The organism is Streptomyces sp. HP-A2021, assembly GCF_022807935.1.
Classification (GTDB): domain Bacteria; phylum Actinomycetota; class Actinomycetes; order Streptomycetales; family Streptomycetaceae; genus Streptomyces; species Streptomyces afghaniensis.
Window position 1 is genome coordinate 8,715,275 of sequence record NZ_CP094344.1, and the last position, 15,020, is coordinate 8,730,294.

A 15,020-nucleotide genomic window follows, 5' to 3' on the forward strand; every position below is an offset into this window, starting at 1 on the left:
CAGCGAGCCGCCCCCGAATCGCGCCGCCCGGTAGCCGCTCAAGCCGCCGCCTCGGTCAAGGCCGGCCGTGGAGCTGTTCCCACCGGTCCCGGTGGGCGAGGGCGGCCGCCCGGGCTGCCGCGGCCACGTCGGCGGGTACGGCCGGCTCTGCCCGCCACGCGGCGGCGCTCTCCGCCATCGCGGCGACGAACTGCCGGCCCGTGTCCGTCAACCGAGGCGAGGACCTCACCACCGTGAACGCCTCCCAGACCTGAATGCGCCAGTAGGCCAGCTCGAACTGCGCGCGCCTCAGGTCATCGCCGGTCGACCGAAGGCAGCGCCCATGCCAGAATTCGGCCACCCCGAAGAAGGCGAACACCCCCTGGAACAGCCCGTCGAAAGGCCGCGGATCATCCCGCCAGGGCGCGTAGAACAGCTCTTCCTCACCGTCTTGCTCACTGTGAAGCGACACCATGTCGAGGAGGGCGTGGAGCTTCATGTGCCGGACCTCGTGCACGAGTGTCACGGCGAGTTGTAGCGCGTCCTCCGGTTCGGTGAGGACGATCCCGCCGTACGCGTCGCTCGACGTCAGCGAAGCCGGCGCGCCGCCGGACGCCGGGGCCTGCGGCGTGAGCGTGGTGAGAGCCGCAGCGAGTGCCCCGGCGTCCACGCCGTCCGTGTGGTTCAGCAGGTTCCATGCCGCACCGAGCAGTTCCTGCCAGCGGTCCGCCTGCTCGGGAGTGAGCGGGCGGGGCGCCATGCCGGGGTCGACGACGCGATAGGGGTCGATATCGTCGAGGCAGACCCGGAGGGTTTCACCGGCGGTACGGGCTTCGATGCGGCGCATCGGGTGCCACCCGGGGGACCCGGCCTCCAGCGAGGTGGGAAGTCGCACCTCCTTGCCTGCGGCCCGGACGCACCTCCGGCCGTTCTCCGCCACGACGTCCGCTTCCGTCGTGTGCCGGTCGGTTCCGAGGTCGGCGAAGCCGAGGGTCGGCAGGACGGCAAGGCCCTCGTGTACCGGAATCCGGAGGGTGAAGGACAACTCGGCGTTGATGCCGGCCGTGGCCGCGAGTGCCCGCAGATGACCGGGGTCGGCCTTTGCGGAGTCGTCCTCCAGCGCACGCAGCGTACGGCTCATCCACCGGCCTGTACCGGGGTGCAGAAGGAGTTTGTCCATGAGGACCGGGTCGGCCTGGTCGGCTTCCACGAGCAACGCCCGCACCTGCCGGATCCACGGGGCCCCATCCGACCGGGCGTACCAGGCAAGGATCTCCCTCAGCGCCAGGACACGGATCTTGCGCTGATGGGCGCACAGCTTTTCGACGCCGCTGCGGGTCTCCCGTCCGGCAGCCAGGGCACGCAGCGTATCCGGCCTGATTTTCGTGTCGATCGTCGGTACGGTGGACTTGTCCTTGAAGCGGGACTGTGAACGGTAAGAAAGTACGGGTCGCGAACGCGGATGTGGAGGGTAGGAGTAGCCGCCTGCCGAGTATCCGCCACCGCCTGGTCCCTCACCCGATTTGCTCTGCCGTGGTCGGGCAAACCTTTCAAGGATTCGACGGACATCGGGGGCCGGTTCGTCGCTGTCGGCTGCGAGTGCCTCGTCCAGGGCCATCCTTGCGTCGTCCTCCTCGTTCGCGCCGTTCAGGACAAGCGCGAGGTTCCGGCTGCTGGTCCGCGCATCGGGGTGTTCCTCGCCCAGGAGCCGAACGTTGGCGTCCAGCACCGCACGGAAGTGATCCGCCGCCTCGGTCGGGCGGCCCAACAGATGCAAAGTGGTGGCGAGCTCGTGCCGACTGGCGACCGCGTCGGGGTGGTCTTCGCCGAAACGCCGCTTGTTGATTTTCCAGATCTCGGCGAACTCGGCCTCGGCCTCGGCGAGCCGGCCCTTGTCCCGCATGATGCGCGCCTGTTCGTGACGGGCGATGAGTGTGTCGGGGTGGGCGGAACCCAGCAGGCTCACCGAGTCCGCGACCACCTCCGCTCCGACACATTCGGCCTCGTCGAGCTCCCCGGCATCGCGCAACACCCGTGTAAGGCTGGCACCGACTGCAAGTGTCAGCGGATCGCGGTGTCCGAACAGTTCTCGCCCTGCTCGTCGGATCTCTCGCATTTCGTCGGCGGATTCCCTGAGCAGCCCACGCATGTGCAGGACAGTGGCGATGTCGTACCTGGTACGAAGGGTTTTGCGGGAGTGCGGTCCCGGTTCGCGCAGCCGGATCGCGAGGACGGCGCGCAGATCCTTCTCCGCCACGTCCGGCTGTCCGAGTGCACACAGCACCCGTGCCCGGCCGCCTCGGGCGGACTGGAGATACGGGTGGTCGGACGGCAGCGTCCGTTCGCAAGCCTCGGCTATCGCCGTGTACACGGCCTCGGACTCACGGAACTGCGCGTCGTCGCGCAGAGCCAGGGCAAGGCTCAGACGGCTTTCGATCGTCGCGGGATGGTCGGGACCCAGGCGGCTCTCCCGGAGAGCGACGACGGTGCTGAGCTCGGTGACGGCCAGGGAGTACAGGCCGAGGAAGTTGCGGCTCTGTGCGGCGCGCAAGGCGGGTTCGGTGGCGGCGACGGTCACGTCGTCCGGCACGGAGCCGACCAGTTCCAGGAGGTGCAGGGGCGCGGTGCAGTGCGGGGCGAAATGGCGCCATCGGCGCCAGTGCGTGGGATTGTCCGGTTCGAGCGGGCTCACGGCCCGCTCCAGCAGGGCCGTGACGAGGCCGAGGAGTTTCCCGGTGTGCGTGGTGAAGTCGGCGTGTGCCCGGTTGCTGGCGCGGACCAGCGGGTGGATGTCGAGCTTCCGGCGGATGTCGGCGTCGGACGACTCACCTCTGCCCGGTTCCGGGCTCACGCTCTGAAGACTGACCAGTCGCAGACCGGAGAGCCCCTTCAGTGCGGCCTGGATCCGTTTGTCGGTCGGAGTGGGGAACAGGTCGCAGGTGGCGAGCAACTCCGGGTCGAGCAGTTGCTGGTGCGGAATCGGTGCCGGTCCCAAAGCCGACAGGAGGCGCAACAGCGGCCGGGCGAGGTCGTTGCCCTGGTCGTGGAGGAGATCGAGCGAGATCTCCCAGGTCGTCAGGATGGCCCGGCGGGCCTGTTCCGCCTCCCCGAGCGAGGAGTCCGGGTCGGCGGCCATCTCCGCGATCCGTCCGTCGAAGTCACGGCGGTACTCCGCGAAAGTCTCGGGCGTTCCGGGCACGGGCCATGGCTCGTCGGCTGCCAGCGCGAGGTAGGAGCCGGCGAGGTCCAGCGCCAGGGGCAGGCCGCCGAGGTGCCGGGCCAGCTTCTTCGCCTCCTGCTCATCGCCCGCGTCCGGTGCCAGGTCGAGCAGGATGCGAGCCCCGTCGTCGATGTCGAGCACGTCCACCGGCAGCAGCTGTATCCACGGCGCCCATCGCTCCCGACGCGATTCGCGGCTCGTGACGAGTACCGTCCCGTGCGGGGTGCCGGGCGGCCGCAGCCAGCCGACGCCACGTGCCAGGGGTTGTGACCGGGCGCTGAGGAAGGACGGATCGTCGACGTTGTCGAGAACGAGAAGCCATGGTTCGGTGAGCGCGTTGAGCCGCTTCCACAGCACATCGGCGGCGTGAGCGCGGACGAACTCTCCGCTGTCGGCGCCGGCGTCGAATGCGACGGCGTGCAAAGCGCCCCAGAGGCTCTCACGGTCGGCGGCGGACACCCACCACACGTGGCCCGCCATGGGCGAGAGCCGGTGTGCCACCTCCAGAGCCACCGTGGTCTTTCCGCAGCCGCCGAGCCCGGTCAGCACATGGACGCGGCGGTCGTCCGATCTGTCACCCACATGGCGTCCGATGTCGCCGGTCAGCGCCCTCACCAGGCCGTCCCGCCCGCGCAGCCGGTCCGCGGCGACCCGTCGCTGGGGAACAGCCAGCGGGATCGAGGTGAGGTCCACATGCGAAGGGAACGCCGCTGCGGCCGACCGCTCGTGATACGCGGCCTGCGCAAACGCCTCCTTCGGGAGCAGAACCGCCCGCTCGATGTTCTCGACGTGAACCGCAGCAGCGCCGTCGCCGGTGACAACCTGACCCGCGTCCCCGCCCACGGCGGCCGATCGGTCCCCGGACGAAGACGTGGCCGGCGGATCAGTCCTCGAGCGGTCGTGATCGCGTTGCCCCCGGGCACTCAACGCGGACCTTCCCCATGCCCCAGCGACGCGCCACGCACGGCCGCTCCCGTTTCCCCCGCCATTCTTCGAGTATTTCCCGTGCCTCCCCTTCGCACAGCCAGAACCCGAAAACCCCCCGAATGGTGGTCAGCCGAGCGCCCGGTCCAGATTGAAGGCCGCGCTGATCAGCGCGAGATGCGTGAACGCCTGCGGGAAGTTGCCCTGCTGCTCCCCGGTGTGGCTGATCTCCTCGGCGTACAGGCCGAGATGGTTGGCGTACGTCAGCATCTTCTCGAAGGCGAGACGCGCCTCGTCGATCCGGCCCGCGTGCACCATGGCCTCGACGTACCAGAACGAGCAGATGGAGAACGTGCCCTCGTCGCCGCGCAGTCCGTCCGGGCTGGACTGCGGGTCGTAGCGGTAGACCAGCGAGTCGGAGACCAGTTCCTCGGTGAGCGCGTCCAGTGTCGACAGCCACTTCGGATCGGTCGGGGCGATGAACTTCGTCAGCGGCATCATCAGCACGGCCGCGTCCAGCACGTCGCCGTCCTCGTGCTGGACGAAGGCCCCGCGCGCCTCGGACCAGCCCCGGCTCATGATCCGCCGGTAGATCGTGTCGCGGCACTGGCGCCAGTGGAGCAGGTCGGCCGGCAGGCCGCGCCGGGTGGCCATCCGGATGGCCCGCTCGATCGCCACCCAGCACATCAGCCGCGAGTACAGGAAGTTCTTGCGCCCGCCCCGCGTCTCCCAGATCCCCTCGTCGGGCTGGTCCCAGTTCTCGCACACCCAGTCCACCAGCGCGCACACGTCGTCCCACTGACCGCTGGAGATGGGCTTGGCCCACTTGTCGTAGAGATAGATGGAGTCGATCAGCGCGCCGTAGATGTCGAGCTGGAGCTGGTCGGCTGCCGCGTTGCCGACCCGCACCGGCGCGGAACCCTCGTGGCCCTCCAGATGGCCGAGGGTCGTCTCGGGCAGCTCGGTTCGCCCGTCGATGCCGTACATGATCTGCAACGGGCCGGAGGGCTTGCCGTCACCCGGGCTGACGTGCCGGGTCACGAAGTCCATGAACTTCTCGGCCTCGCCGGTGAAGCCCAGCCGCAGCAGGGCGTAGACGCAGAAGGCCGCGTCGCGCACCCACACGTACCGGTAGTCCCAGTTGCGTTCGCCGCCGAGCCGCTCGGGCAGACTCGTCGTCGGCGCGGCCACGATCGCCCCGGTCGGCGCGTAGGTGAGCAGTTTCAGCGTCAGCGCCGAGCGGTGCACCATCTCCCGCCAGCGGCCCCGGTACTTGGACGCCGCCAGCCAGCGCCGCCAGTACGCCACCGTCGCCGCGAACTGCTCCTCCGCCTCCGTGCGCGCACACCGGCGGGGCGCCACGTCGCCGCCCACCTTGTCCAGCGCGAACACCGCCGACTCGCCCTCGGAGAGCTTGAAGTCCCCGCGCACGTCCGGCCCGTCCGTCTCCAGCGGCACGGTCGCGGTCAGCGCGAGCGCAAGCCCCGCGGACTCGAAGACCGCCGTCTCCCCGGTCAGCCGGACGGTGTGCGGCCGGGTGCCGTAGTCGAACCGGGGAGCGACACGGGTACGGAACGGGATCGAGCCGCGTACGCACACCACCCGGCGGATCAGCCGGTGCCGCTCGGCCTCGGCCGGCTCGCCGTCGAGCGGCATGAAGTCCTGCACCTCGCCGACGCCGTCCTCGGTGAAGAACCGGGTGATCAGCACGTTGGTGTCGGGGAAGTAGAACTGCTTGGTCCGCGCCGGTACCGCAGCCGCCAGTTCGAAGCAGCCGCCGCGGTCCGCGTCCAGGATCGAGGCGAAGACGCTGGGCGCGTCGAAGGCCGGGCAGCAGTACCAGTCGATCGTGCCGTCGGTCCCCACCAGGGCCACGCTGCGCAGGTCGCCGATCAGCCCGTGCTCGGCGATCGGCAGATACCGCCGGCCGCCCGGCACGTCGTGGTCCTGCGCTGCTCCGCCCATGGCCGCCTCCTTGGCCGGTACACGCCTCAGCCCCAGCTTAGGCGGAGGACCGGTGAAGGGGCCGGGAGCGCGGATCACACCGTGACGACCCGCAGTCCGGCCTCCTCGAAGCGCCGCACCGTCTCCGCGTCGGCCGCCGTGTCCGTGACCAGCGTGTCCACCGCATCGGCAGCGCAGATCCGGGCGAAGGCCCGCTGCCCCAGCTTGCTGGAGTCGGCGGCCACGACCACGCGCTCCGCGCGTTCGCACAGCAGCCGGTTGATCGCGGCCTCCGCCTCGTCGTGCGCCGCGGCCCCGTGCGTCACGTCGAAGGCGACCACCCCGAGCACCGCCACGTCGACGGTGATCTGCCCGAGCACCCCGTCGGCGAGCGGCCCGACCAGCTCGTACGACTGGGCCCGCGCCACCCCGCCGGTCAGCACGATCTTGAACTGGGGCCGTACGGCCAGCTCGCTGGCGATGTTCAGCGCGTTCGTCACCACGGTCAGCGCGGGCGAGCCGGACGCCAGGTCCCCGCGCACGGCCAGGGCCCGCGCCACCTCGGTGGTGGTCGTGCCCCCGGTCAGCCCGACCGCCTCACCCGGCGCCACCAGATCGGCGACCGCCTTCGCGATGCGCTGCTTCTCGGAGGCGCGCCGGGCCGTCTTGTAGCGCAGCGGCAGCTCGTACGACACGCCGTGCACCACCGCGCCGCCCCGCGTGCGCACGAGCATCTGCTGCTCGGCGAGCCGGTCGAAGTCGCGGCGGATCGTCGCCGCCGACACCCCGAGCTCCCCGGCCGCCTCCTCGACGTCCAGCCGGCCGCGCTCGACGAGCAGTTCCAGCAGCGCCTTCCAGCGGGCGTCGCGCGACATCCGCACCTCCACGACTCGACCTCCGGGCGACCCTAACGCACCCGATCCGGCCCTCATGCTTGATGATGCTCGAAAGCTGGCGATATCTTGCAGGAACAATCAGAGCGGAGGGTGCGGCATGACACATGTCGAGGACGAGCTCACGAGCCAGCCCGAGTGCTGGACACGCGCCGCGTCACAGGCGGCCGACCATGCGGAGGTGCTGCCGGCGCCGGGGGAGCGGGTCGCGATCGTCGGATGCGGCACCTCGTACTTCATGGCGCAGGCGGCCGCGGCCCTGCGCGAGGGCGCGGGCCAGGGGGAGACCGACGCGTTCGCCGCCTCGGAGTTCCCCTACGGCCGCGCCTACGACCGGGTCGTCGCCCTCACCCGTTCCGGCACCACGACCGAGGTCCTCGAACTGCTCGGCAGGCTGAAGGGCCGCACCCGCACCACCGCGATCACCGCCGACCCGGACACACCCGTGCGGACGGCGGCCGACAAGCTCGCCGTCCTCGACTTCGCGGACGAACGCTCCGTCGTCCAGACCCGGTTCGCCACCACGGCCCTCACCCTCCTCCGCGCCCACCTCGGCCTGCACCCCGACACCGCCGTCACCGACGCGCGCACGGCCCTGACGGAGCCCCTGCCCGAAGACCTGGTGGACTGCGCCCAGTTCACCTTCCTGGGGCGTGGCTGGACCGTCGGCCTGGCCAACGAGGCCGGGCTGAAGATGCGCGAGGCGTCGCTGTCCTGGGCGGAGGCCTATCCGGCGATGGAGTACCGGCACGGACCCATCAGCGTCACCACGAGCGGCACCGCGACCTGGATGTTCGGCGAGGCACCCGCCGGGCTGGCCGACCAGGTGCGCTCCACCGGCGGTTTGTGGATCGAGGGCCGGCTCGACCCCCTGGCCGAACTCGTCCGGGCCCAGTGCCTCGCGGTCGCCGTCGCCGCGGCCCGCGGCCTCGACCCGGACCGGCCGCGCCATCTCACCCGCTCGGTGATCCTCGCCCACTGACCCTGGAGGCACCGTGCCCCTCACCACCACAGGCGCGCTCGTCACCCGTGCCGCCGCAGCCCGTTCGGCCGTCGCCTCCTTCAACGTCATCACACTGGAGCACGTCGAGGCCGTCATCGCGGGCGCCGAGTCCGTGCCCGCCCCCGTCGTGCTCCAGGTCAGTGAGAACGCGGTCAAGTTCCACGGCGGACAGCTGTTCCCGCTCGCCCGCGCGGCCGTCGCAGCGGCCGAACGGGCCGTCGTACCGGTCGCGTTGCACCTCGACCACGTGCAGAGCGAGACCCTGCTGTACCAAGCCGCTGAGGCCGGCTTCAGCTCCGTGATGTACGACGCTGCCCGGCTGCCCTACGCGGAGAACCTGGCCGCGACCCGGGCGGCGGTCGACTGGGCACACGCGCAAGGGCTGTGGATCGAGGCCGAGTTGGGGCAGATCGGCGGCAAGAACGGCAGACCCCCGCTGGACGCGCACGCCCCGGGCGCGCGCACCGACCCCGAGGAGGCCCGGGCCTTCGTCGCCGACTCGGGCGTGGACGCCCTGGCCGTCGCCATCGGCAGCGCCCACGCCATGACGACCCGCACCGCCACCCTCGACCACACCCTCCTCAAGCAACTGTCGGCCGCGCTGGACGTCCCGCTCGTCCTGCACGGCTCCTCCGGCGTCCCGGACGGCGAACTCACGGCGGCGGTCGCGGGCGGCATCACCAAGGTCAACATCGGCACGGCCCTGAACATCGCGCTGACCGGCGCGATCCGGGAGTTCCTCGCCGACCGCCCCGAGGCGGTCGACCCGCGCGGCTACCTGACGGTCGCCCGGGAGGCCATGACCCGGACAGTGGCGCGGACCCTCCAGACCCTATGCGCGGCTACCGCTTGACGGCCTTCAGCACCACGAACTTCGGGTCGCTCGCCACCAGCCGGCTGTTGCCGAACAGCTTGCGCAGCTTGACGTGGTAGCCCAGATGCCGGTTGCCGATCACCCACAGCTCACCGCCCGGCCGCAGCGCACGCCGTGCCCCGGAGAACATCCGCCAGGCCGTGGCGTCCGTCGTCGCCTGATGGGAGTGGAACGGCGGATTGTTCAGGACCAGATCGACACTGCCGGACGGCACACCCGCCAGCCCGTCTCCGACCCGGAACTCGGCGTGCCCCGGCACCCCGTTCGCCTTGTACGTCGCCTCCGCCGAGGCCACGGCCTGGAACGACTCGTCCACGAACAGCACCTCGGCCGCCGGATCGGCCAGCGCCACCGCCGTACCGACCACGCCGTTGCCGCACCCCAGGTCCACCACCCGCCGGCCGCCCCCGCCGCTCGGCAGATGCTCCAGGAAGAACCGGGTGCCGATGTCGAGCCGGTCGGCACAGAAGACACCCGCGTGGTTCACGACGGTGCGCCCCGACGCCGGCCCGATGCCCTCCGGGAGCGTGTAGACGTACGGCCACGGACTGGCGGGCCGCTCCAGCGCGGGATCCGGCGTGCAGAAGATCAGCCGGGCCTTCTTCTCGGCGAGCGAGGTGCGGGTCGGGCCGAGGATCCGCTCGAACAGCCGCAGCGTCGAGGTGTGGATCTCCTTCACCATGCCCGTGCCCACGACGACCGTCCCCGCGTGCACCGCCGGAGCCAGCCGCAGCAACTGGTCCTCCAGCAGCGCCAGGCTCTTCGGTACCCGCACGAGCAGAACGTCGACACGGCCGGGCGGCGGATCCTGCGTGGTGAGCAGCCGGACCGCGCCGGGCTCGACACCGTGCCGCGCGAGGTTGGCCCGGGTCGCCTCCTGGGTCAGGTGGGAGTCCGTGATCTGCGCCGGGCGGTGCTCCGCGAGCGCCGTGGCCAGGGCACCCCAGCGGTCCCCGACGACCACGACCGTGCCCGACAGCGGAATCCCTTCCTGCGCCAGATACCTCAGCAGGTACTCGTCGGAGGCGTCCCAGGCGCGCAGCCTGTCGCGCGGGTCCTCGGGGAAACGGGTCAGCGCGAGCTCGCCCCAGGGCGTCGTCATACGGTCGTTCATCGTGCGTCCAGGCTAGTGCCCCCGGCCGAGCCGCAGCTCAGCGGAGGTCGGCGAGGATGGGAGGCATGGACGGCGAACTGTTCCCCCGAGCCCGTACGCAGGTGGCGCCCGGCGCGGTGCACATGCCGGACTGGCTGGACGCCGAGCGCCAGAGCGAGCTGCTGGAGGCCTGCCGCGCGTGGGCGCGCCCACCGGCCGGCCTGCGCACGGTCCGCACCCCCGGCGGCGGCACCATGACCGCCCGGCAGGTCTGCCTCGGCCGGCACTGGTACCCGTACGGCTACGCCGGCACGGTCGTCGACGGCGACGGCGCCCCGGTGAAACCGTTCCCGGAGTGGCTGGGCGACCTGGGCCGCCGGGCGGTGCGCGACACACTCGGCGGACCGGCGCCGGCGTACGACATCGCCCTGATCAACTTCTACGACGCCGACGCCCGGATGGGCATGCACCGCGACAGCGACGAGAAGTCGGACGCGCCGGTGGTGTCGCTGAGCCTCGGCGACACCTGCGTGTTCCGCTTCGGCAACACCGAGACCCGCACCCGGCCCTGGACCGACGTCGAGCTGCGCAGCGGCGACCTGTTCGTCTTCGGAGGCCCGTCCCGGCTCGCCTACCACGGGGTCCCCCGGGTACACGGAGGCACGGCACCGGCCGGTCTTGGCCTGACCGGACGGCTCAACATCACGCTCCGGGTCAGCGGCCTGTAAGGGCCGCGGCCCTACGGATCATGGGAGACTCGCCCTCATGAGCGGGAAGGCGGACCCCCGGCCGGCGGGGGATGGGAGCACCTCGACGAGGACGCGGCTGGACCGGGGGCGCGGAGCCCTCGGGCCCGCGCTGGAGCTCGTGCACACCGAACGCGCGCCGACCCGGGCCGTGCTCACCGCCGAACTCGGGGTGACACGGGCGACGGCCGGAGCGGTCGCCGCCGAACTGGAGGCGCTCGGGCTGATCCGGGTCGACGCCCGGCCCGGCGCGGCAGCGGGCTCGCAGGGCCGGCCCTCGCACAAGCTGGCCATCGCCGAGGACGGGCCCGTCGCGCTCGCCGCGCAGGTGCACGCCGACGGGTTCCGGGCGGCGCTGGTCGGGCTGGGCGGCCGGATCGTGGCCACCGCGCCGGGCTGCGAGGTCGTCGACGCCGACCCGGCGAAAGTGCTCGCCTCCGTCGTCACGGCGGGCGCCGAGCTGCTGCGGGAGACCGGACGCCGGTGCGTGGGCGCGGGACTCGCCGTACCGTCCGCGGTCGCCGAACCCGAAGGCCTGGCGCTCAACCCGCTGCACCTGGCCTGGCCCGCGGGCGCGCCCGTCAGGGACATCTTCGCCGAGCAGGTGCGCGCGGCCGGCCTCGACGGACCGGCGTTCGCCGCGAACGACGTCAACCTCGCCGCGCTCGCCGAGCACCGGCACGGCGCCGGGCGCGGTGCCCGCGATCTGCTGTGCGTGGCCACCGGCCACCGGGGCGTCGGCGGCGCACTCGTCCTCGACGGCCGCCTGCACCGGGGCAGTTCGGGCCTCGCGCTGGAGGTCGGCCACCTCACCGTGCACCCCGAGGGCCGCCCCTGCCACTGCGGCAGCCGCGGCTGCCTGGACGTGGAGACCGATCCACTGGCCTTCCTCACGGCGGCGGGCCGCGAACCCGGCCCCGAGGTGTCCCTGCTCCAGCAGTCCATCGACCTCGTCCGCCACCACTACGACGACCCGGGTGTGCGTACCGCCACCGAGACCCTCATCGACCGGCTCGGCCTCGGACTCGCCGGTCTCGTCAACATCCTCAACCCCGACCGCATCATCCTCGGCGGCCTGCACCGCACCCTCCTCGACGCCGACCCCGACCGCCTCCGCGCCGTCGTCGCCGACCGCAGCCTGTGGGGCCAGAGCGGCGGCGTCCCCATCCTGCCGTGCACCCTCGACCACAACAGCCTGGTCGGCGCCGCGGAACTGGCGTGGCAGCCGGTGCTGGACGATCCGCTCGGGGCGCTCACGTAGGCAGTGTGACCGATGGCGTCTCTCAACTCCCTCCCGTAATCGTCGGGCAGCACACCACCGGCCGGCGCGCGCTCGCATTTATTTGACCGACCGTTCTGGATACGCCTATGGTCTTCGGTGTGGCCAGGACCAAGGAATTCGATCCGGACGCCGCACTGCAGTCGGCCCTCGAGCTGTTCTGGCGGTGCGGCTACGAAGCGACGTCGATGAGTGACCTCGTCGAGCACCTCGGCATCGGTCGGGCCAGCATCTACGCAACCTTCGGCAGTAAGCACGAGCTGTACCTGAAAGCCATGGACCGGTACGCCGAGATGCGCGACCCGCTTCTCCTGGCCGAGCTGTCCCAGCCGGGCCCCGCACTGCCCGCGGTGCGGGCGGTGGTGCGCCGCTTCGCCGCTGAGGCCGCATCCCCGGAAGGCCGGCTGAACGGCTGCTTCGTCACCAATACCGCAGCCGAGTTGGCCCCGCACGATCCCGCGGCGGCCCGCCGGGTCGAGATCAGCTGGGAGCACGTCGAGACCCCACTGCACTCCGCGCTCGTACGCGCCCAGGCTCAGGGTGAGCTGCCCGAGGACCGTGATCCGCGCGCGCTGGCTCGCATGCTGTTCGTCCTGCTGCAGGGTCTGCGCGTCGTCGGCAAGGCGTCGAACGACCCCGCCCGGGTGCGGGACGCGGCCGAGCAGGCGCTGGCCCTGCTGGACTGAACGACACCCGCCGCAGCACCGGGCGGCCTTCGGCGTGCCAAATACTGGACTGATCGGTCAAAAACCAGGGGGGAGCATGACCGCCACGGACGCCGCAGCCGCTGCCGCCACACAGCAGCGGTGCGTCTTCGTCCTCCTCGGCAGCGTCCAGACCACGCTGATCTTCACGCTTGCCTCGATCGCCGTACCGCTGCCCGCCATCGGGCACGAATTCGGCCTGCAGCGCGCCGACTTGATCCTGCTCAGCGCCGCCTACGGGTTGACCTTTGCCGGACTGCTGCTCTTCGGCGGACGCCTCGCCGACCGCTACGGCGGGCGGCGCGCCCTCACCGCGGGCCTCGTCCTCTTTGCCGCCGCTCTGACCGTCGCCCCGCTCGCCCCCGGCACCGGGACTCTGCTCGCCGCGCGCTTCGCGCAGGGCGCGGGGGCGGCTCTGATCGCGCCCGCCGCCATGGCCGTGCTGCGCGCCGCCTTGCCCTCCGCCGCCGCATACAGCGGGGCGATGGCCACCTGGGGCGGGCTCTCGGTACTCGGCGCGACCGCGGGCAACCTGCTCTCCGGCGTCATCTCGGCGCTGTGGTCCTGGCGTTGCATCTTCGCCGTACCGCTCGTGGTGGCCCTCGCGGCCCTCGCCCTCACGCCCCGGTTACTGCCGGACACCATGCCGAGCCGGGGCAGGACTCTCGACCTGCCGGGTGCTCTTCTCGCCACCACCGGGATCACCCTGGCCAGTTACGGGCTCGTCGTCACCGACACCCGCCCCTGGTGGTCGGCCGGCGTGCTCGTGCCACTGCTCGCCGGGGCCGCGCTGCTGGTCGGGTTCCGGTATGCCGAGCGCCGCGCCCGCGACCCACTGCTGCCGCCCCGCTTCCTGCTCGACCGGCGGCGCGTCCTCGCCCTCGCTGCCATCGCACTGAGCGCCTGCGCAACCTCGATGACCTTCGTGGTCCTCTCACTCCACCTCCAGCAGGTGCGCGACTGGTCACCGCTGCGGACCTCGGCGGCGTTCTTACCGTTCGCTGTTGCGCTGATCGTCTCGGGCCGCGTGGCAGGACATCTCATCGGCCGGCACGGGGTCCGAACCGTCACAGTCGCCGGGCTCGCCGTCGGCGCGGCCGGGCTCGCCCTCCTCGCGCTCACCGGTACCGACGCACACATCCCGTACGGGTCTGGACTGTTGCCGGGCCTCGTGCTGCTGCCGGCCGGCACGGCGGCCGTCTTCGCAGGAGCCGCCGTACTCACCACGGAAGGGGTGCCGCAGCACCAGACCGGGCTCGCGGGCGGCGTGCTGAACACGGCGATGGAATCCGGTCCGACGGTCCTGTTCGCGATCCTGCTCACGCTCGGCGGCGATGCCTCCTCCCTGGCCTCGACCGGGGTTGCTCTCGCCGCCGTCGCCCTCCTGACCCACCGCACCAAGTAACCCATCGTTCAAGGGAGTCATCGAAATGAACCGCTTCACCGGCAAGACCGTCCTCGTCACCGGCGCAGGCTCCGGCCTCGGCCGGGCGATGGCGCTCGCATTCGCCGCCGAGGGCGCATCCGTGGTCGTCGCCGGGCGCACCGCGGCCTCCCTGGACGAGACGGCCGGTCTCATCGAGGCCGTCGGCGGCGCAGCCACCGCCGTCACCGCCGATGTCACCGACTCCGACCAGCTCCAAAGCCTTGTGTGCGAGAGCGTTACCCGCTTCGGCGGGCTGGACATCGCGGTCAACAACGCCGGGATACTCCGCGGCACCGTGCCCGTCGGAGAGGTGAGCGAGAAGGACTGGGACGCGGTGCTGCGGACCAATGTCACCGGGGTCTGGCTGGCCATGAAGCACGAGATCGCGCACATGAAGGAGAACGGCGGTGGCACCATCGTCAATATCTCCTCCAACCTGGGAGCACACCGGCGCATCCCCAACGCCGCCGCGTACATCGCGTCGAAGGCGGCGGTCTCCGCGCTGACCCGGGCCGCCGCACTCGACCACATCCACCAGGGCATCCGCATCAACGCGGTCAGCCCCGGTGCCTCGGCCGCTCCCATGTCGCTGCGGCCCGGCGAGACCGAGGCCGACCGTGCCCGGCGCATGAAGACGGAGAACCCGCTCGGCCGGGTCGCGGAGGCCGAAGAAGTGGCGGCCGCGGTGCTCTATCTCGCCTCGCCCGCGGCCGGTGCGGTGGTCGGCGCCGACCTGGTCATCGACAGTGGATCCTCGGCCTGAGGGTCCGTGGCGTGGCGGGGCACGCTCGAAGGCGTGGCATCTCCGAGGACCGGATCGGCCGCCCCGCCGCCGAACTGGTCCGGCAGACCGAATCCGGTGCCCGACGGGCATCGGGCACGGCTGGAAGGGCTTGCCCGCGCCGCTTCCGGGAAGGCTCGCGCCTGAGCGGGCA

11 protein-coding genes are annotated in these 15,020 nt (G+C 71.7%); 7 read left to right on the plus strand and 4 right to left on the minus strand.

The features are described 5' to 3' along the window. Window positions 1-55: 55 nt before the first annotated feature. The 3 genes from MQE23_RS39315 to MQE23_RS39325 all read right to left on the minus strand — a co-directional run bounded on the left by MQE23_RS39315 (window position 56) and on the right by MQE23_RS39325 (window position 6,942). The gene (locus tag MQE23_RS39315) at window positions 56-3,892 is read right to left on the minus strand and encodes an HEXXH motif-containing putative peptide modification protein (protein ID WP_243381620.1); all 3,837 of its coding nucleotides are present in this window, start codon (window positions 3,890-3,892) and stop codon (window positions 56-58) included. A gap of 360 nt (window positions 3,893-4,252) precedes the next feature. Continuing rightward, on the minus strand, window positions 4,253-6,088 hold the full coding sequence (locus MQE23_RS39320; RefSeq protein ID WP_243381621.1) for a glycoside hydrolase family 15 protein: 1,836 nt from the start codon (window positions 6,086-6,088) through the stop codon (window positions 4,253-4,255). A 74-nt stretch (window positions 6,089-6,162) separates the two neighbouring features. Then, a complete protein-coding gene (locus MQE23_RS39325) occupies window positions 6,163-6,942 on the minus strand; it encodes a DeoR/GlpR family DNA-binding transcription regulator (RefSeq protein ID WP_037673186.1) in 780 nt (259 codons plus the stop codon). A gap of 118 nt (window positions 6,943-7,060) precedes the next feature. On the opposite strand from MQE23_RS39325, the gene MQE23_RS39330 reads away from it, so the two are divergent. Next, window positions 7,061-7,942, plus strand: coding sequence for an SIS domain-containing protein (locus tag MQE23_RS39330; RefSeq protein ID WP_020276657.1), 882 nt, complete (start codon window positions 7,061-7,063; stop codon window positions 7,940-7,942). A gap of 13 nt (window positions 7,943-7,955) precedes the next feature. Then, window positions 7,956-8,816: a class II fructose-bisphosphate aldolase gene (locus MQE23_RS39335; RefSeq protein WP_020276656.1), complete on the plus strand. Its 861-nt coding sequence runs from the start codon at window positions 7,956-7,958 to the stop codon at window positions 8,814-8,816. On the opposite strand, the gene MQE23_RS39340 is transcribed toward MQE23_RS39335, so the two are convergent. Beyond that, a complete protein-coding gene (locus MQE23_RS39340; protein WP_243382900.1) occupies window positions 8,806-9,939 on the minus strand; it encodes a methyltransferase in 1,134 nt (377 codons plus the stop codon). The two genes, MQE23_RS39335 and MQE23_RS39340, sit on opposite strands and share 11 nt — an antisense overlap. 77 nt (window positions 9,940-10,016) lie before the next feature. Between MQE23_RS39340 and MQE23_RS39345 the strand changes: the two genes are divergently transcribed. From MQE23_RS39345 to MQE23_RS39365, 5 genes are all read left to right on the plus strand, one after another. Then, the gene (locus MQE23_RS39345) at window positions 10,017-10,658 is read left to right on the plus strand and encodes an alpha-ketoglutarate-dependent dioxygenase AlkB (protein ID WP_243381622.1); all 642 of its coding nucleotides are present in this window, start codon (window positions 10,017-10,019) and stop codon (window positions 10,656-10,658) included. A 37-nt stretch (window positions 10,659-10,695) separates the two neighbouring features. Continuing rightward, complete coding sequence (locus tag MQE23_RS39350; RefSeq protein WP_243381623.1) at window positions 10,696-11,937, plus strand: ROK family protein; 1,242 nt, start codon at window positions 10,696-10,698, stop codon at window positions 11,935-11,937. A 119-nt stretch (window positions 11,938-12,056) separates the two neighbouring features. After that, the gene (locus MQE23_RS39355) at window positions 12,057-12,641 is read left to right on the plus strand and encodes a TetR/AcrR family transcriptional regulator (protein WP_243381624.1); all 585 of its coding nucleotides are present in this window, start codon (window positions 12,057-12,059) and stop codon (window positions 12,639-12,641) included. Window positions 12,642-12,717: 76 nt separating this feature from the next. Continuing rightward, on the plus strand, window positions 12,718-14,064 hold the full coding sequence (locus MQE23_RS39360) for an MFS transporter (RefSeq protein WP_243381625.1): 1,347 nt from the start codon (window positions 12,718-12,720) through the stop codon (window positions 14,062-14,064). Window positions 14,065-14,089: 25 nt separating this feature from the next. After that, window positions 14,090-14,848 (plus strand): SDR family oxidoreductase, encoded by a 759-nt coding sequence (locus MQE23_RS39365; protein WP_020274721.1) that lies wholly within the window; start codon window positions 14,090-14,092, stop codon window positions 14,846-14,848. Window positions 14,849-15,020: the final 172 nt, after the last annotated feature.